Here is an 18072-nt window from a genome sequence, read left to right on the forward strand (position 1 = left end):
TTTAGATATAAAGTAGCAAAAATATTACTCATTATTGAGAGAAAATTTGCAATATCTTTCCTACTACTCTTTTCTGTTCGCTTACCGGCGGTAACGGTATAATTGTTTTCCTTAATTTAATTAAAGCTAATTTAGGCTGTGCAACTTTACTTAACATTTCCTTATGCTGCTCTTTGATAAAATCACTTGACAGCATTTCAATAAAAAACTTTTTATTCATTTCCTGTGCGGCGAAAAACTCTAATTTAGCCGCATTTTCTGTCAATAATGCTCCATCTAATTTTTTTGGAATACTCCCAACTTTTCCTATAGTACCAGCAATACTAAAATAAACATCCTTAGAAGAAATTGTATATCTACTAATTTCATTAAATATATCTTTGGAAGCATATTTCAATGTATCAGTATTTACAGATTGATCCTGCATATCTGCAACTCGAATATAAGGCTTATAAGATACTTGATCTTCTAATTTTCGACCTTTAGGTACTCTTTTACCACCTTTTATTTCACAAATCTCTCCTAACCTTACCCATTCCCAACTATCAGGAATGTCGAATGGCTTTTCTCCATCCGTGATTGGTGGCAATGACTTCGTCTTCTTGATCTTCTTTTCCTTGATCAGCTCTTGCTTCTCCGCCTTAATCTTCTCAAGCAACACACTCGCTGGCTCATCATTTGGATCTTGCTTAACCAATTTTCCACGCATTGCCAAATCCAGCACCTTAGACTTCAGCAAAGTCTGAAGTTTTGCGTATTGTTGTGTAGATGTTTCGACTTTGCGAAGCAAAGCGAATAGCTGCGCTATTTTAGCAGCGATTCGACTTTGCTCTGATAGTGGTGGTAATGGAACCTTGAGTTGACTAATAAGTTTCTTATTTAATGTCTTTCCTTTTATCGCTGGCGTAAAATATCCGGAATTACTAATTATCGGTAATAAATAATACAGGTAATCTCTTGTTATATTTTTATTATTCATTATTGGATAAACAGAGATTATAGCTTCATTATGAACTGCTGGGACTTTTAAGATCGCTACTTTTCCAATTGATAATTTAAAACTCATTAACAAAGTACCTACTGATTCAATTTGATTTTTGAAACTATCTTTCAAAGCAATAGGAGTTATCTTTTCTTTAGTACTTTCTAAGTATTTTTCTTCACCTATATCACTAATTGATACCCACGGAATAGAACCTTTCTCCCAATATTTACTGTTCCCTCTACGTGGTGTTTTCCCAAGAGAAAAATCAATTACATCCCCTAATCTAACCCATTCCCAGCTATCAGGAATATCAAAAGGCTTTTCATCATCTGTAATCGGAGGAAGTGGCTTCGTCTTCTTAATCTTCTTTTCCTTAATCAGCTCAGCTTTTTCGGCCTTAATCTTCTCCAAAAGCACACTAGCCGGTTCATCATTTGGATCCTGCGGTACCAACTTCCCACGCATCGCTAAATCCAAGATCTTTTCTCTTAAAGCTTGAGCATCAAAATCTAAACTATTCGTCTTCACTATCGTCAATTCCTTCTAATGCCTTATTCAACTCTGCAATTGCTTCACTAATTGCCTTAGACTTTTCATTCATATCACTAAGAATTTCCTTCAATGACTTAGTTTCATGTTCTTCTTCATCACTCATCCATGAAATGTCTAAGCTAGTATTAGGGCGCTTCTTAATTTCATCAATCGTAAACTTGCGCCAACGACCATTAGAATTCTTTTCTTTATCCCAAGTCTCCTTGCGCTTAGAACGATCATCAACGCAGAACAACTTTTCAAATTCCGCAAAGTCTTTATCATTCAACGGATTACGCTTACCAAATGACCGCATCTGGTGACGCATATCATAAATCCAAGTTTCCTTAGTATTATCCTTATCTTCTTCTCCGCGAGTGAAGAACAAAACATTAGTCTGCACACCTTGAGCATAGAAAATACCAGTAGGCAATCTCAAGATAGTATGCAAATTGCACTTGTTAAGCAAATCTTTTCTGATTTCTTCACCAACACCATCAGCAAATAAGACATTATCAGGAACAACTACAGCAGCTCTAGCCTTACCATCCCTCTTCAATGAGTTATAGATAATTTGCAAGAAATTAAGTTGCTTGTTGGAAGTCTCGTATGTTAAGTCATCACGAGTAACACGTTCGCCACCCTTTTTAGTACCAAATGGTGGGTTGGTTAAGACAACATCGAAGTTCTTCATCCACTTACCATTAGCTGAAAGTGAATCACCTTGCTCAAGTCGACCATCCATGCCATGTAAGTATTCATTCATAATGGCTAAGCGGTGCGTATTTGGAACCAATTCCATTCCAGAAAAAGCTTCCTTAACTTGGAAAGCATATTGCTCCTCTGATAATTCGGAATAATCATCAGTCTGATCCTTTAAATATTGATCAGCCGCAACCATGAAACCAAAAGTACCAGCTGCCGGGTCATTACAACGATCACCGATCTTAGGCTCTGTCATCTTAACCATCATGTTGATCAAGACACGAGGAGTAAAGTATTGACCAGCACCTGATTTAACTTCGTTGGCGTTTTTCTCCATCAAGCCTTCATAAAGATCACCAAGGCCTTCTTCACGAGCTGACCACCAATCAAGATCGTTAATATCTTTGATGATCTTTTCGAGGTTAGCTGGTTCATCAATCGCAGTAGAAGCATTAGCATAGATTGCATTAATGCGCTCACTCTTAACTACTTCTGGATTACCTAAATCAAGAAGCAGTTGACGATAGAAATTCTTTAATTCTAATCCTTCCTTATTAACTAGATTATCCCAACGATATTTTTCAGGAATATCTTTTTCTTCGTCTTGTTCCTTACTCATCTTCAAGAACAAGATATAAGTCAATTCCGTAATGTAGTCTTGATAACTTACACCATCGTCGCGTAATACATTACATTCATTCCAAAGCTTTTGAACTATTTCTTGATTGGTCATACTCACTTATAAAAAACTCCTTAAACATATAAATTTTCATTCAATACATAAATAATCTGATCAGCATATTTAGGAAAAATCTTCTTAATTTGCTTATATCCACCCTGACGCTTGAAGTAAAAGTTATCATCAAAAGCATGCTCAGCATCTGGACCTAATACAGTAGAAGAAAGCAATTGATTTTCAATTCTCTTCAACCATTTCTTCTGCATAATGTTCCAGTCCGCCATGCCATAAACCTTCTGCATCGCATTATGAATTCTCACATCATGGTCAACCAGTTTCGATCCTGATGCAGCTTGTCTAATAAAGCTAATAATATCTGCTGTTGTCTGCTCATGTTTAGTTGTTTTCCAAGCAGATTGCAGATCATTTTCCTTAAATCCATTCTGCTCTAACTTTAACTTGATATCTTTCAACTCATCAAAAGTTAAATCCTTCGGTCTAGTAGCCACGATTTGCAAAGCAGGAATAACATTTACATTTTCTTTGACAAACTTATTAAAGCTATCAATATAATCTTCCGGCTTGTTGTTACCTTGACCATAACCTCGTGTAGTTCCAATAACTTCATCCTGCTCATTAGAGATAAACTGCTTTTTCGCTGGATGCACCTGATCAAGTTGTTCAAACTTCGGCCATTGCTTCATAAAGTCGGCTTTACTCATCTTGCTTAACTTACCAGCCCATTCATCAACCGATGGTATTTCAGCTAAACGTTCAAACTTATTTCGTCCTTGATCATTAAGACGTTTGATTTTTCGTTCAACAGCACCGGCCATGTCAACCTGATACTGATGACTATCTTCAGCAATTTCAAAATAGTCTTCCTTATGATGCAAGAAATAATTTACATTATGGCCAGGATTTTGAACGACTGGCTTCATATTAGTTACCTTGTTCATTGCATCATAAATACCAACTGCATCAAAAATTCTAAATTTATCCTTATGGATCTCTGGACACAATCTAGTTGCACGTCCTAGCATCTGTTCATACAGAATTCTAGACTGTACCCTTCTTAAGAAGACAATATTAGTAATTGCAGGTACATCAACACCAGTAGTCAAAAGATCAACTGTGACAACAATATTAGGATAATCTTCATTTTTAAAGTTTCTAATTTCTTGGTTAGGATGACGAATAGAACCCGTGATTTTTTCAATCGCATCATCATCCACTGGACGACCATCATCTTTAAAGGCCTTCTTCAACAAATCAACCACCATATCAGCATGTTCATCTGTTGCCGCAAAAATAAGAGTTTTACCTCCATCCCTATCCGTAGGATCTAGATAATTTCTAACTAGTTCATCACAAACTACCTTGTTAAAACTAGGCGTAATTACTCTATGATTAAAGTCTTTGATATCGAAATTCATATTATCTGGCAATTTTTCTTTATCGATGGTCTTTTCATCCTGATTAAAGACATCAACTTCTGCACCTTTTTTAAAATGAATTCCTTCTTTAGCTAATTTAGTTTGAATAATAACTGGTGCATCATGGTCAACCAAGTAGCCATCAAGGACAGCTTGTTGATAGCTATAAGAATATACTGGATTACCAAAGATTTCAGTTGTCTGTAATGCTGGTGTAGCAGTCATTCCGATTGCAGTAGCGTCAAAATAATCAACTACTCGACGGTACTGACTAACATATTCTTCTTGATCATAATTTTCATATTCTTGATCGCTTAGCCCTCTATCTTCTGCATAACCGCGGTGAGCTTCATCAACAATAATGAAATCATATTGACCAACTGAAGGCTTTTCAGAATTATCATCATTAAAGAATAATCTTTTAATCATTCCCTGAACAGTCGCAATTTGAATCTTAGTAGAAGCATCAGGCACTTTATCAGATAATTCTTTTAATCCATAAATAGAAGAAATCGACATTGTACCTATCTTATTATCTTTAATTGCATTAGCAGTTTGGCGACCGAGTGAATTTCGATCAACTAAATAAAGGATTCTTCTAGCTCTTTTATGCTTTAGCAAACGATACATTAACGAAATAGCGGTTCTAGTTTTACCAGTACCTGTAGCCATCGCAAGCAAGATACGTTTTTTTCCATCTTTAATTGCATTTTCTAAAGACTGAATCGCATCAAGTTGATATGGACGAGCTGCAAATTGCGGATAATCTTCATCATCTGCCAAATCTTTATTTGCTTCATCCTTATTCTTAGCAGTTAACTTTAATGCCAAATCCTCCGGAGTATGAAATTCTTCCAAAGCATATGCATTTTCTTTTGGATTACGTGCATCCCAGAACCAAATACCTGATTTTTCCTTATATTGTTCTAAATATGGACGACCATTTGCAGCATAAATAAAAGGAACCTTGTAATCACCCATCTCTTGCCCTATTAAATGGTAATCTGATCTAAATGGAACTTCCTTAGCATATTCTTTAGGCTGGGCCATTTGTCCTGCAATATCTTGATCCCATCTCTTTGCTTCAACAATGCCATAAAAATCTAACCCCTTAAAAAGTGCATAGTCAGCTCTTTGACCATTAGGAAATACCCATTCTGCAATCGCCATACTATGACCTTTCTGTGGTTCAGTTTGATGCTTCCAATTATTTAGTCTTGGTGTATCTGCTTCCCAACCTGCATTACGTAATTGGCTATCAATTAATTGTCTAGTTTCTTCCTCATTTAACGGATGCTTTTTAGCAAATTGAACATTTACCTTGCGTCTTCTTGTTCTTTCTTCCGCTGAAATAGTAATTTGTGGCCGGTTTTCTTGCAGCTGCTTAATTTTTTCTTCTAAAGCTTTAATCTTATCTGCTTGACTCTTTAATATATTTCTTTGATCAACTGGTGTAACATATTCAGGAACATCATTTAAAGAAAAACTTTCTAAGAACCATTTCCAAACTAAATAAGCCTTTTGATCAATTTTTAAAGCTTCACCTTTGGTTGCGATAAATTGATTATCATGAGTAGCTCCATTCCGCTTACGTCTGATCTCATCTAATGCTAATAAAACTGCATCAGGATAGCCATTTCCGGAGTAACGCATCTTATCGATTCGTGCTTTTTGGTTCAACTCCCAATCGCCTAAACCATCTAAATGCATAATTTCTCTTGTTAATTGTTCACCAAAAGTACCAAAAACAGTTAAACTGCTTCTTGGATCTGAAAAAATCAAACTCTCAGCACTAGAAGCCAATTTAGCATATTCATGATAATTTTTATCTGAAGTATTAAAATTAGACATTCCAATCATCCTTACGTTAAAAATGCATACATATATGTTCATTTTACTCTGAATTAATTATTAAGAACAAGTTCAAAAGCACGTAACAAAAAACTTGATGCCAAATTGACATCAAGTTTTCAATTATCTTTTACTTTGAACTGACAATGCGTCCACCGCCAATTGTTTTTATCTTAAGGCCTTTAGAAATAGACCTAGCAGAAGCTTTTCTAAACTTCATAACTTGAACTCTCTTATAACGTTTACCATTTTTATTAAAAGCAAAATTGAATTCTACAGAATAACGAATATCATTCAGTGACTTATTGTTAACAGTAATATTGGCATGATACTTAGTAAGGTTAGGACTATTACGCCAATTACTTACTAAAGTTCTCAATTCCAAATAACTCTTATTCTTACTGCCACCAATAAAATCTTTAGAGTTAGGATAGTTAAAATTATTTTCCAATAATTTACCAACATTTTTAGATTGCTGCCAATCTAATTTAAGTACAGCTACATTTTTGCTATCTTTGATAACTGCAGGTACATCCTTAACTTGCTTAGTTTTAACAAGTTTACCCTTCTGCTTTTTAGCTACATACATAGAAAACGGCTTGGTTAATGGTACATCTTCAAGAACAAGATTTCCTTTTTTATCTAACTTACCAATATTATGGTTATTTAGATAAAGCTTACCGTTCGGCATCCCTTGAACCTTAATCGTCTTAGCATTAAGGTTCACTTCAGCCGTTTGATCTTTCCAAACATTAACTGTTTTCTTAAACTTAGCTGTTTGACCTAAATAAGAAGATTTTGCTTCTATATTATATGCACCAGGGAAAACCTTTTGCTTTTTAACAAACTTCATGCCATTAACTGTAACAGTAGTATGGTGATAATCATTAACTACATTCAATTCATAGGTCGGCAATTGAACTACATACCGAGGGAAAAACAAGAAATAATGTCCCTGCTTAATTAGTTTAATTGGTAAGTTATTCTTACCCATCAAACTCTTTTTCAATTTCTTATATGCGGCAGGATTATTCTTATAGTATTCCTTTAATGGCGTTAAATTTTTAGCGGTAAGTGGAACTTTCCCGTTAGTTACTACGTTGTTAACCTGGCCATTCTTTAATCCAGTCTCTATTCGACCGATCTGAGCTTTACAACTATAGTAATTCGTACCAACCATTACCAAGATTGCTATTACAGCGACTACTATTTCTATTAAAATCGACCATTTAAAATGGAATTTTTTCTTTTTAGATTTAGGTAAAGGCGTTGGCTTTTTCTTAGGAGGAAGAGGACTCGGAATTATCTCATTTTTTTCTATTTTTTGTTTTTTATCTTCATTCGACTTAGAAACAGCCTTCTCTGGTTGCTTCTTTTTTTCAGGTTTAGCATCAGATTCTTTCTTTTCAGATTGAATCTTTTCTTCATCCTTTTTAGTCGATTCATTATTTTTTAATCCTAACAGCCCTACATTCACTGTCACCATTGTTTCATCATTATTAACTAAATTGAAATGACAAAATGGACAATACTTCTCTTCAGGGTCTACTTCTTTACCACAATTAGGACAAATTTTCTTCATTTTATTTTATACTTAATCACTAAAATATTTATTATAACTACATTTATTATATCCTAATAACAATATTTGAGACCGTAAAATAGTTTGTGTAAGGATGAATTATTCCTTAATTTAATTTCCTAAAACATTAGAAAAAGGAGTTCCTTTCTCGTATGATTGGTTTGAACAAAAAACACATACAGAAAGAAGAACTCCTTCATGAATGATTTTACCAAAAATATAACTCAAGCTCTATTCAATCAAGATAAAATTAATGATTTGCTTCGTCATAGTTGCGTAATTCTCTTACCAACTCATTGGCGTTATAAGAAAGAATAGTCAAATTTTGCTGTAATTTTGGCAACAAAAAAAGCCGTGTCACCAGTTGCGTTTTGGGAGTTAATCCTAATTGCTGCTGTTGTGACATGACTTTCTTCCCTTCTAAGTTAAATACTGACCATTTGAATCTTCATAATATTTTTGTTTAATGAGATATCCTCAATTATATCAGCATAGTTCAAAGAATGGGGAGTTTCGATATCGTAAATATTGGTATAGATTGAATTTTCGCCGTGTTGCTTCACCATAAAATTGACATTGGTCACGGTAATGTGATTTTGTTCAAAGTATTTTTGAATGAATTCCTTCGTTTCTATTTTATGTTTATATTGGATTTCTAGTTTTTTCATCGGATGCACTTGAATCAGGCGTTTTGAAAAAGCTAATACTAAAATGACAATGATCGCTCCCGCGATTCCAATTTCATAATTACCCATACCTAAAGCCAATCCTATTCCAGCGATTGCCCATAAGCTTGCCGCTGTCGTTAATACCAACACTATTCGATGCTGAACGAGAATTGTTCCGGCACCCAGGAATCCAATTCCTGACACTACTTGAGCAATCAGCCTTGCTTCGTCAGCTCTAATTATTCCAGCAGCCTTCGGCTCAGCTAATGCTAATTGAATGGCATCATAGCCAATCTTTTTTTGTAGTAGTGCAATCAAACATGCACCTACACAGACTAAAATATGTGTCTTTATTCCGGCTGGCCGGTTCTTATGCTCACGATCGTAGCCAATAATAGCCGCGACGATCACAGATAACACCAACCGAATTACTATCTCCGACAGTGTTACCGCGCTATTCATTTTACACAACCCCTACTAAGCCAAGGACAATTGACAAGACCAAGACTCCCAGCAAGATTCAGTTAACATTGACCTTCTTGGCTAATAACCAATAACAAGCTAATGTAACTGCCAATGGTACTAAGCCTTTCCATAATTGATCAAGATAAGTTTGCAATTGAATTGGCTTACCGCCATCAATTGGAATGCTTAGTTTTGATTCAAATTTTACCATCGTAGCTGTCATACAGCCGATCATTAGCAGACCTAGGGTTGAAGCTGTTTTATTCAACATCTTCATCCTGCCGCTCTTATACATATCTTGAATGAATGTATCACCGACAGTGAAGCCCATATATGTTAAATAGTAACGAGTTAAAATTGATGGAATGTTGTAAATAAGCAAGAACAAGATTGGTCCCATAATTGTGCCTTGGCTTGCTAAACTAATACCAATTCCGGCAGCAATAACTCTTAACACGCCCCAGAAGATGGAGTCGCCGATGCCTGATAACGGTCCCATTAATGAAGTCTTAATGGCTACCGTTGATTCAGGATCGAAGTTAGGATCTTTAGCCGTCTTCTTTTCCATCGAAGCAACCAATCCCATTACGAAAGTACCAACGTTTTGCGTAATGTTGTACCAAGTAGTATGCCGCATCATGGCCTTACGGTGACCTTCCGGATCATCCTTATAATATTCATCTAAGGCTGGCATGATGGAATACATGAAGCCAGGAGCATGAGCCTTAGTAGCACCAGCTCGACTGGCAAAAACTGTAAAGGAGCGCCAGAAAATACGATTAATTACTTTTTTGTCTTCTGGCGAGACATTCTTAGTGATTTTCATGAGAAAAAGTCCTCCTCTTCTTGTTCAGCTGACGTCGTGCTGGTTGAGCTATTAGCTACTTTAACTCCAGCAGTTTCTAATTCTTTTTGTTTATTTTCAAGTTCCATTACTTGCTTATCGCGAATCCATTGCAAGACTACGATAATAATTCCGATGGCTGCAACAGCTACAGATGGCAAATTCATGTAAGCTGCCAAAATGAAGCCTAAGAAGTAGTAAGGCGATAATTGTTTACTCCATAACATCCGCATCAAGATGGCAAAACCAACAGCTGGCAATAATCCACCAGTAGCTGATAATCCGGCCATTAAGTTAGCTGGAATTTGACCAACTAAATGTTGAACTGGCTTAGCACCAGCCAATACTGCGAAGAAGGTTACAAGTGAGTAAGTGAAATAGTTGGCAAACCACATGCCATAGTGCAATCTAGTTAACATCTTCGGATCATTCTTATCTGCAGCTTTATCAACTAACGGAGCGAAGACGTTCATTACAACGTTCTTCAAGAACATTGAGATGAAGGCGCCGAAGACGCCAATTGGAACAGCTAAGGCCAAGGCCGCCTTCGTATTAACCCCCAAAGTGATGGCGAAAGTAGTAGCTAAAACTGTCGCCGTTACCGGTTCTGAGGAAAGCGCCCCACCAATATCGACAGCTCCCATGAAGATTGCTTCTAGAGCCGCACCGATTAAAATACCGGTTTGAATGCCGCCGAACATTAATTCAGCAACCATTCCCACAACTAATGGAGCAATCGAAAGCTTAACAGCAGGTCATAGCTATTTGGATGATTTCGGCAGAAAATTAAGTCAAATAAATATTTAAGAAATTAAGGTCAGACTAATGGTTAATAGCCTACCGCAAAAATATTGACACTTACAATTTACAAAATAATATTGACATAACACGTACATTAATCTATTATTTTAATCAAATCATTCTTAATTATTAATCAATTTGGAGGTAAAAATGAACTCAAAGTTCAGAAAGATTTTATCACTTGGTGCTGTTGTTGTAGCTGCAGGTCTAGCTTTAACTGCTTGTTCAGGCAAGAAGCAAGGTGCTTCTACTAATAAAAACACAAAGCATGGTATTGCATTGATCACTGATCAAAATGGCGTTGATGATCACTCCTTTAACCAAGCTGCCTGGGCTGGCTTCAAGGCTTATGGTAAAGAACACGGCTTAAAGCAAGGCAAAGGCGGTTATCAATATTTCCAATCTAGTGGTCCATCCGACTTTGTCCCTAACTTCGATCAATCTTCAAAGGCAGGCTATCAAACTATCTTTGGCGTTGGCTTTGAATTGCAACAGGCTGTTGCTCAAGCCGCTAAGAAGAATCCAAAGAAGAATTTCGTCATTATCGATAGTATCGTTAACGGGCAAAAGAACGTTGCTTCCGTTACCTTCAAGAGTAATGAAGCTTCCTATCTTGGCGGTTTAGCCGCAGCTTACACTACTAAAACCAATAAAGTTGGCTTCATCGGTGGCGCTAAATCAGCCATCATCGATTTATTCGAAGCTGGTTTTAAACAAGGTGTTGCGGATGGTGCTAAGGCATTGCACAAGAAGATTAGCGTTCAAACCCAATACATTGGCAACTTCACTGCAACCGACAAGGCGAAGTCTATCGCTCAATCAATGTATGCTAACAAGGTCGACATTATCTATCAAGCAGCCGGCAATGCCGGTAACGGTGTCTTCCAAGAAACTAAGGATTACAACCAAACCTTACCAGCTAACAAGAAGGTTTGGGTAATCGGTGTTGACGTTAATCAAGCAAGTCTTGGTAATTACACCGCCAAAGGTGGCACTAAAGCCAACTTCACTTTGACTTCTGTCTTAAAAGGCTTGAACGTTGCTACTAAGAGCATCGCTGATGATGCTTACAAAGGCAAATTCCCTGGCGGCAAGCACCTCGTTTATGGTTTAAAGAACGATGGGGTTTCCATCACTAAGGGCCAACTTAGCGCCAAGGCATGGCAAGCCGTACAAAAAACTCGTACGCAAATCATCGACGGCAAGATTACGGTTGCTACTAAACCAGGTAAATAAGTTCTAATTTTAACAGTCAAAAGCTCTTCGTCTTGGCGGAGAGTTTTTCAATTAGGAAGCTAATATTTATGGAACAAAAAACAATTATCGAAATGAATCATATCGTCAAAGACTTTAATGGTTTCAAAGCCAATAACGATATCAATCTCAAGTTGGCCCAAGGTGAAATTCTCGCCCTCCTTGGCGAAAATGGTGCAGGCAAATCAACCCTGATGAGTATTCTATCCGGTTTGCTTGAGCCTACCTCCGGAGAAATCAAGGTGAACGGTAAACCAGTTAAAATAGCTAATCCTACTGTCGCTAAGGAATTAGGCATTGGGATGGTCCACCAGCATTTCATGCTCGCCCACTCTTTTACTGTTTTGGAAAATATTATTCTTGGCCATGAAACCACTAAAGGTCCAATGCTTGATATTAAAAAAGCGCGTGAAAAAGTATTAGCTCTATCACAACGCTACCATCTAACAATCAATCCTGATGAAAAGGTCGCCAATATCACAGTGGCTCAACAACAAAGGGTAGAAATTCTTAAAGTGCTCTACCGCGGTGCTAATATTTTAATTTTCGATGAACCCACTGCTGTTTTAACTCCACAGGAAATCACAGAATTCATGCATATCCTAAAGGGACTAGCTCATGAAGGAAAATCGATTATTCTAATCACTCACAAACTAGAAGAAATTAAACAAGTTGCTGACGAAGTAACGATCATTCGAGCGGGAAAAGATGTTGGGACCTATCAGGTTAGAGAAATTAGTGACCAACGCATGGCCGAATTAATGGTAGGTCACGCTGTGCAGATGAAGTTGACCAAAAAAGCGGAACATTTAGGTTCAAATGTCCTTCAGGTTAAGGACCTGCAAGTTAAAGAAAGTCGCGGCAATTTAGCCGTTAAAGGCTTATCCTTCTCGATTCGCGCAGGCGAAATTCTTGGGATTGCCGGAATCGACGGCAACGGACAAGATGAACTAGCCGAGGCGATCACCGGTTTGCGTCACGTTGATCAAGGTTCTGTGATTATCAAAGGTCAAGATATGACTAACAAACCTACCCGCAGGATTACTGAGCAAGGTGTCGCTAGCATCCCCGCTGATCGACAAAAATATGGCCTTATCTTGCAAATGTCAGTCGCTGACAATTTAGTTCTGCAAAGCTACTACCACCAGCCTTTTTCTCATCACGGGATTATCAACTTCGCTGCTATCAAAAAACATGCTCAAGCCGCAATTAAAAAGTTCGATATCCGTACTCCTAACAGCAATTTAGTAGCCGGCGAACTCTCAGGTGGTAACCAACAAAAAGTGATTATCGCACGTGAACTTGAACGCAATAGCGATTTAATCATTGCCTTCCAGCCAACTCGTGGTCTTGATGTGGGCGCGATTGAATACATTCACAAGCAATTATTAAAAGAACGTGCGGCTGGAAAAGCCATCTTGCTCGTTTCTTATGAATTAAGTGAGATTATGCAGTTATCTGATCGCATTCTAGTTTTGCATAATGGACAAAAATCCGGTGTTGTTAAGCCACACGAGACCAATGAAACTGAATTAGGTCTACTAATGACCGGCGTGAAGAAAGAAGGAACTAAACTTGATCAAAGTCTCAGCTAAAGCCAAACACTACTTAGTACCAATTATCTCCGTATTTGCCGGCTTTCTAGTCGGTGCAATTATTATGCTCATCTGGAGCTACAATCCAATTACCGCTTATGCTTCCATGTTTACTAGCGCATTAGGCAACATGAACGGCTTAGGTGAAACAATCCGTGAAGCTACACCGCTAATCTTTACCGCGATTGGTTTTGCCATTGCCTCTAAAGCTGGCTTTTTTAACATTGGATTGCCAGGGCAAGCTCAAGCAGGCTGGCTTACTTCGGTCTGGGTAGTTTTAGCCAATCCAAATTTACCCAAGTATATTCTATTACCATTAGCAATTATCGCAGGCGCCTTCGCCGGAGCTATCGTTGCCGGAATCGCTGGTTTCTTGCGTGCCTACTTTGGTACCAACGAAGTAATCACCACGATCATGCTTAACTATATCGTCCTCTATCTTTGCCAATACCTCATGCAACAAATAATGCCAGCTAGTTTACGTAATGACACCGATACCACTAGAAATATCCCTGCTAATGGGAGTTTGCACTTAGACTGGCTCAGTCAACTTTTCGGCAACTCCCGTATCAATGCCGGGATTTTCCTCGGGATCATCGCATTATTAATCTATTGGTTCCTAATGAAAAAGACTACTGTCGGTTTTGAGATTAAAGCAGTTGGTCTGAATCCCTTTGCTAGTCGTTATGCTGGAATGTCAGCTAAAAAAAATATTATTCTGTCTATGCTGCTTTCTGGAGCCTTTGCTGGAATTGGTGGTGTAGTTCAAGGCCTAGGCACTTATCAAAACTACTTCACCCAAACCAGCAGCATTGCTATTGGTTGGGATGGTCTTTCCGTAGCCTTATTAGGGAATAGCACTGCATGGGGAATTTTAATCGCGGCGTTGCTCTTCTCTACCCTGAAGATTGGGGGACTGGGGATGCAAACCGTAGCTGGTGTTCCTTATGAAATTGTCTCCATCGTTATTGCTGCTATTATCTTCTTCATCGCTATCAAATACGTCTTTGACCTGCTATTCAAAGTCAAGAAGACAACTACTGAGCAACATCCCCTCAAAAAAGGTGAAGAAATTGGTCCTGATAACGGTGTCGATGGCCCCAACCTTAAGTTACAAAAAAAAGGATAATCTACATGAATTTTGAATCATTACTTGCATTAATTGTTTCTTCAACTCTCGTATATTCCGCTCCACTAATTCTAACCTCATTAGGCGGCGTCTACAGCGAAAACTCCGGTATCGTCAACATCGGATTAGAAGGCATCATGACTGTTGGTGCCTTCACTTCTATTATTTTCAATCTTACCTTCGCTCATGCTTTGGGCTCTGCTACTCCTTGGATGGGTGCCTTAGTCGGAGCTATCTTCGGTTTAATCTTTTCTTTGCTCCACGCTTTTGCAACTATTAATCTTCGCGCAGACCATATTATTAGCGGTACGGTACTCAATCTGCTTACTCCACCTTTAGGTGTATTCTTGATCAAAGCAATTTATGAAAAAGGACAAACGCCTAATATTACTGCCAATTTTGGTTATACCAACATTCCCGGTTTAGCAAACATTCCAGTGATTGGCAAAATCTTCTTCACCAATACTTCGGCTCCAGCTTGGTGGGCTATCATTATCACCATTTTTCTCTGGTGGGTGCTTTATAAAACTAGGCTTGGCCTGCGTTTACGCTCTACCGGAGAGAATCCGCAAGCCGCTGACACCTTAGGAATTAATGTTTACAAAATGCGCTACATTGGTGTTCTAACTTCTGGCTTCATGGCAGGTTTAGGTGGCGCTGTATTTGCCCAATCAATTTCAGGCAACTTCTCCATTTCAACAATTGTCGGCCAAGGCTTCATGGCCTTAGCTGCAGTGATTTTTGGCAAATGGAATCCGATTGGCGCGATGCTCTCCTCACTATTCTTCGGTTTTGCCCAAAGTTTGAGTATTATCGGCAATCAATTGCCGGGTATTGCCAAGATTCCAACCGTTTATATGCAGATCGCGCCATACGTAATCACGATTGTAGTATTGGTATTATTCTTAGGTAAATCTGTTGCTCCTGCTGCCGATGGTGTTAATTATATTAAGTCTAAATAATTTATGCAATAAGAACAAACAGTGAGGAGAAAGAACAAAGAATACCTCCCCATCTATTGATGAGGGGATGAATTTGGTCTTTCTCCTGCTTTCTTTTTTGCCTAAATTTATTCTTTCAATGGTAAAATTAAATATGCAAATAATGTCGTTATTTTCAAAAAAAGGAGATGAAATTTATGGCTTTTAAAACCAAGCTGGCCGAACAAGAAATTCAGCTTGGCACTAGACAATATCGGATTTATCCAGAGGGCGAAGAAATCGCCTGGATTTGGCAGCTGTTTGGGGCTAATCGTTTTGTCTGGAATCAGTTTGTGGCCACCTTTGAAGCACGCTATGAGGCCAATCCTCAGCTTAAGTTTCCCAAGATTGGGATCTTGAAGAGTTGGCAGCCTTTAATGCGCAAAGAGCATGCCTGGCTTAAGAAAATCAACAGCACTTCTTTGCAGTTCACAGTCGAGCGCTTTAGCGATGCGATGTGGGCCTTTTTAACTAAAAAGCAGGTCAAGCAAGGCAAGCCTAGATTTAAAAGCCGTAAGTATTATTCTCAAACAGCAACGATTAAAAACGTTAAATATCAAACCAAGGCTGGCGCTCAAGCGCAGATTAAAGTGCTTAGCCCGCATCATTTAAGAATCGGCAAGCATAACGGTATTACGCTGATAACTAGTTCTTTGAATACTTTGAAAAACGTTAGAATCCAAAAAGCCGTCATTTCCTACCGGCAGGACTTAAACTGCTACTATATCAGCTTTTCTGTGGTGAAAAACAAGCGACAGTTGGCTCAATACAGCGCTAAGTCTAATAAGACAGGCAAAAAGGTCGGTATTGACGTTGGGCTAGGCAAAGAATGGCTGGTTACCAGTGATGGCCGCCGCTTTAACGTGCCTGACACCTTTGAGCTGGAAAAAGAAATGATCAGGCGTCAAAGTCATTGCGACCGTAACCGCACAGCGATTGAGAAGCGAGTGGCTAGATTTAATCATGAGCATGAAACTAAGATTGATAAGTATGATTATTCTAATTGGCAGAAGCTGAGAAAGACCAAAAGCAAGTACCAGCTGAAGATCAGAAACATCAGATATGATTACTTGCAGAAAGTGACCACTGAACTGGTTAAAAGCTACGATGTGATTGCCATTGAGGATTTGAAAGTCAAGAATCTCATGGGCAATCACAAATTGGCGCACAATATCGCCAATGCTTCTTGGGCAATGTTCAGAAGATTGCTAGCGTATAAATGCAAGTGGTATGGCAAGAAATTAATTGTAGTGGCGCCGCAGTACACTAGCCGCATCTGTTCGGCATGCGGCAGAAAGAATCCGCAGTTTGCGCACATGAAAACTAGAGACTGGCTAGCAGTCAGAAACTGGACTTGTCCCTACTGTCAAACAGATCATGATCGAGACGAAAATGCCGCCAAGAATATCTTGGCTAGGGCAATAAATTAAGAAAATAACAGATAAGGCTTGGGCCAAGCCTTGCTAAGATAGGCCGACCGCTATGTTCTGGTGGGAATTAAAAAGCCACAAAGCTTAAGCATATTTGAGCAGACATTTTTGAATGAAGAGCACAAGTCAGGCTGTTCGCAGAAAAGCTCTAATAAAGAGACCACCCATCTATTTGATGGGTGGTAGGTCATTTGCTCTTTATTATGTGGTTTGTAATTAAACCTTTTGACTAGAAATTATTTCTTCATGTTTCTTAATATGTTCTACGCGCCGATCATCTTGCGATATCAAAATTAAGAAAATAGCCTCGATCATCGTAAAGGCTGCAACTCTTGAGAAGTAATATTGCGTTTGTAAAACAGTTTGTCTAACTGCTGTTTGTAAATGATAATCCGATTCTAGTGCAATCGGCGAATCAGAGCGATTAGTAATCGTAATTATTTTCATCCCTTGTTGTTGGGCCACCTTAATTTGTTTGAGTAAAGCCGCAGATTCACCGGAATTAGAAATAACCAACAGGACATCTTCATGTCCGAGATTCATTGTTTGGGCAATTGCCGTTTCGACATTACCGCCCGAAGCCATGGCAAACAGGCCTATTTGGTTAAATTTATAAACCGCATCGGCAGCAATAGGATAGGTGTCACCTTCTGCAGAAACCTGAATCACACGACTATGAGTTAAAATATCTAACACTTTTTTTAGCTTTTGACTATCAACATTTAATAAGGTCGCTTCGATTTCTGCCACCTTATTATCATCAATTTGCTTTAATGCAGTTTGTAAGTCATCCTTAGCAATATTTTGCAAAGAATGGCTTTTTTCATTGCCTGCTACCTGAGCCAACTGAATTTTCAGATCATGAAATCCCGCTAATCCTAAGTTATGACAAAAACGTGTGACCGAAGCGCCACTTACCTTCGCTAAATTTGCTAACTCAGAAATGGTGCAATTTACTATTTGCCCTGGATTTTCAATAATTTTTTGTGCAATTTTTTGATCACTTTGCGACATGGATTGTAATTCACTATAGATCTGATTGATAATACTTGCCATATTTTAACTTCTCCCTTCCTATTACTAGAAGTATATCTTATTCGAAAAAATTTTTCATGATTTTTAGATATGCTAAATTTT

The 18072-nt window shown here is 38.2% G+C and carries 13 protein-coding genes and 1 pseudogene; 5 read left to right on the forward strand and 9 right to left on the reverse strand.

Annotated features, from left to right (window positions below; all coding sequences use genetic code 11):
- Positions 1-31: 31 nt before the first annotated feature.
- The 8 genes and pseudogenes from ICI50_RS10105 to ICI50_RS10140 all read right to left on the reverse strand — a co-directional run.
- Complete coding sequence (locus ICI50_RS10105; protein ID WP_188891651.1) at positions 32-1513, reverse strand: restriction endonuclease subunit S; 1482 nt, start codon at positions 1511-1513, stop codon at positions 32-34.
- Positions 1500-2954, reverse strand: coding sequence for a class I SAM-dependent DNA methyltransferase (locus ICI50_RS10110; protein ID WP_188892123.1), 1455 nt, complete (start codon positions 2952-2954; stop codon positions 1500-1502). The genes ICI50_RS10105 and ICI50_RS10110 overlap by 14 nt, the downstream gene beginning before the upstream one ends.
- A 20-nt stretch (positions 2955-2974) precedes the next feature.
- Positions 2975-6187, reverse strand: a complete 3213-nt coding sequence (gene hsdR / locus ICI50_RS10115) for a type I restriction-modification system endonuclease (protein WP_188891653.1) — start codon at positions 6185-6187, stop codon at positions 2975-2977.
- Between the two features lie 130 nt (positions 6188-6317).
- The gene (locus ICI50_RS10120; RefSeq protein ID WP_188891655.1) at positions 6318-7769 is read right to left on the reverse strand and encodes a TcaA 3rd/4th domain-containing protein; all 1452 of its coding nucleotides are present in this window, start codon (positions 7767-7769) and stop codon (positions 6318-6320) included.
- 250 nt (positions 7770-8019) lie between these two features.
- Positions 8020-8175, reverse strand: coding sequence for a hypothetical protein (locus ICI50_RS10125; RefSeq protein ID WP_158306208.1), 156 nt, complete (start codon positions 8173-8175; stop codon positions 8020-8022).
- Positions 8176-8194: 19 nt separating this feature from the next.
- Complete coding sequence (locus tag ICI50_RS10130; RefSeq protein ID WP_188891656.1) at positions 8195-8899, reverse strand: MgtC/SapB family protein; 705 nt, start codon at positions 8897-8899, stop codon at positions 8195-8197.
- Between the two features lie 58 nt (positions 8900-8957).
- Complete coding sequence (locus tag ICI50_RS10135; protein ID WP_188891658.1) at positions 8958-9728, reverse strand: PTS system mannose/fructose/sorbose family transporter subunit IID; 771 nt, start codon at positions 9726-9728, stop codon at positions 8958-8960.
- Positions 9725-10477 (reverse strand): annotated as a pseudogene (locus tag ICI50_RS10140) (PTS mannose/fructose/sorbose/N-acetylgalactosamine transporter subunit IIC); the annotation flags it as partial. The pseudogene ICI50_RS10140 and the gene ICI50_RS10135, both read right to left, overlap by 4 nt.
- 220 nt (positions 10478-10697) lie before the next feature.
- On the opposite strand from ICI50_RS10140, the gene ICI50_RS10145 reads away from it, so the two are divergent.
- From ICI50_RS10145 to ICI50_RS10165, 5 genes are all read left to right on the forward strand, one after another.
- The gene (locus ICI50_RS10145; RefSeq protein WP_188891660.1) at positions 10698-11783 is read left to right on the forward strand and encodes a BMP family lipoprotein; all 1086 of its coding nucleotides are present in this window, start codon (positions 10698-10700) and stop codon (positions 11781-11783) included.
- Positions 11784-11851: 68 nt separating this feature from the next.
- Positions 11852-13396 carry an ABC transporter ATP-binding protein gene (locus ICI50_RS10150; protein ID WP_056941193.1) on the forward strand — a complete coding sequence of 515 codons (1545 nt, stop codon included), beginning with the start codon at positions 11852-11854 and terminating at the stop codon, positions 13394-13396.
- Positions 13377-14525, forward strand: a complete 1149-nt coding sequence (locus ICI50_RS10155) for an ABC transporter permease (protein ID WP_056941192.1) — start codon at positions 13377-13379, stop codon at positions 14523-14525. The genes ICI50_RS10150 and ICI50_RS10155 overlap by 20 nt, the downstream gene beginning before the upstream one ends.
- Positions 14526-14530: 5 nt before the next feature.
- Entirely contained in the window at positions 14531-15487 is a 957-nt protein-coding gene (locus tag ICI50_RS10160; protein ID WP_054640535.1) for an ABC transporter permease, read from the forward strand.
- A 176-nt stretch (positions 15488-15663) separates the two neighbouring features.
- On the forward strand, positions 15664-16935 hold the full coding sequence (locus ICI50_RS10165; RefSeq protein WP_188891662.1) for an RNA-guided endonuclease InsQ/TnpB family protein: 1272 nt from the start codon (positions 15664-15666) through the stop codon (positions 16933-16935).
- Between the two features lie 216 nt (positions 16936-17151).
- Here the strand turns inward: ICI50_RS10165 and ICI50_RS10170 are convergent, their stop codons facing one another.
- On the reverse strand, positions 17152-17991 hold the full coding sequence (locus ICI50_RS10170) for a MurR/RpiR family transcriptional regulator (protein WP_188891664.1): 840 nt from the start codon (positions 17989-17991) through the stop codon (positions 17152-17154).
- Positions 17992-18072: the final 81 nt, after the last annotated feature.

The sequence above is a fragment of the Lactobacillus kefiranofaciens genome (genome assembly GCF_014656585.1).
Lineage (GTDB): Bacteria > Bacillota > Bacilli > Lactobacillales > Lactobacillaceae > Lactobacillus > Lactobacillus kefiranofaciens.

Excerpts from the sequence above, each read along its gene's own strand:
- ICI50_RS10110 (WP_188892123.1), bottom strand. The coding sequence starts at position 2,954 with ATGACCAATCAAGAAATAGTTCAAAAGCTTTGGAATGAATGTAATGTA.
- ICI50_RS10160 (WP_054640535.1), top strand. The coding sequence starts at position 14,531 with ATGAATTTTGAATCATTACTTGCATTAATTGTTTCTTCAACTCTCGTA.
- ICI50_RS10145 (WP_188891660.1), top strand. The coding sequence starts at position 10,698 with ATGAACTCAAAGTTCAGAAAGATTTTATCACTTGGTGCTGTTGTTGTA.
- ICI50_RS10135 (WP_188891658.1), bottom strand. The coding sequence starts at position 9,728 with ATGAAAATCACTAAGAATGTCTCGCCAGAAGACAAAAAAGTAATTAAT.
- ICI50_RS10120 (WP_188891655.1), bottom strand. The coding sequence starts at position 7,769 with ATGAAGAAAATTTGTCCTAATTGTGGTAAAGAAGTAGACCCTGAAGAG.
- ICI50_RS10170 (WP_188891664.1), bottom strand. The coding sequence starts at position 17,991 with ATGGCAAGTATTATCAATCAGATCTATAGTGAATTACAATCCATGTCG.
- ICI50_RS10130 (WP_188891656.1), bottom strand. The coding sequence starts at position 8,899 with ATGAATAGCGCGGTAACACTGTCGGAGATAGTAATTCGGTTGGTGTTA.
- ICI50_RS10125 (WP_158306208.1), bottom strand. The coding sequence starts at position 8,175 with ATGTCACAACAGCAGCAATTAGGATTAACTCCCAAAACGCAACTGGTG.
- hsdR (WP_188891653.1), bottom strand. The coding sequence starts at position 6,187 with ATGTCTAATTTTAATACTTCAGATAAAAATTATCATGAATATGCTAAA.
- ICI50_RS10165 (WP_188891662.1), top strand. The coding sequence starts at position 15,664 with ATGGCTTTTAAAACCAAGCTGGCCGAACAAGAAATTCAGCTTGGCACT.
- ICI50_RS10150 (WP_056941193.1), top strand. The coding sequence starts at position 11,852 with ATGGAACAAAAAACAATTATCGAAATGAATCATATCGTCAAAGACTTT.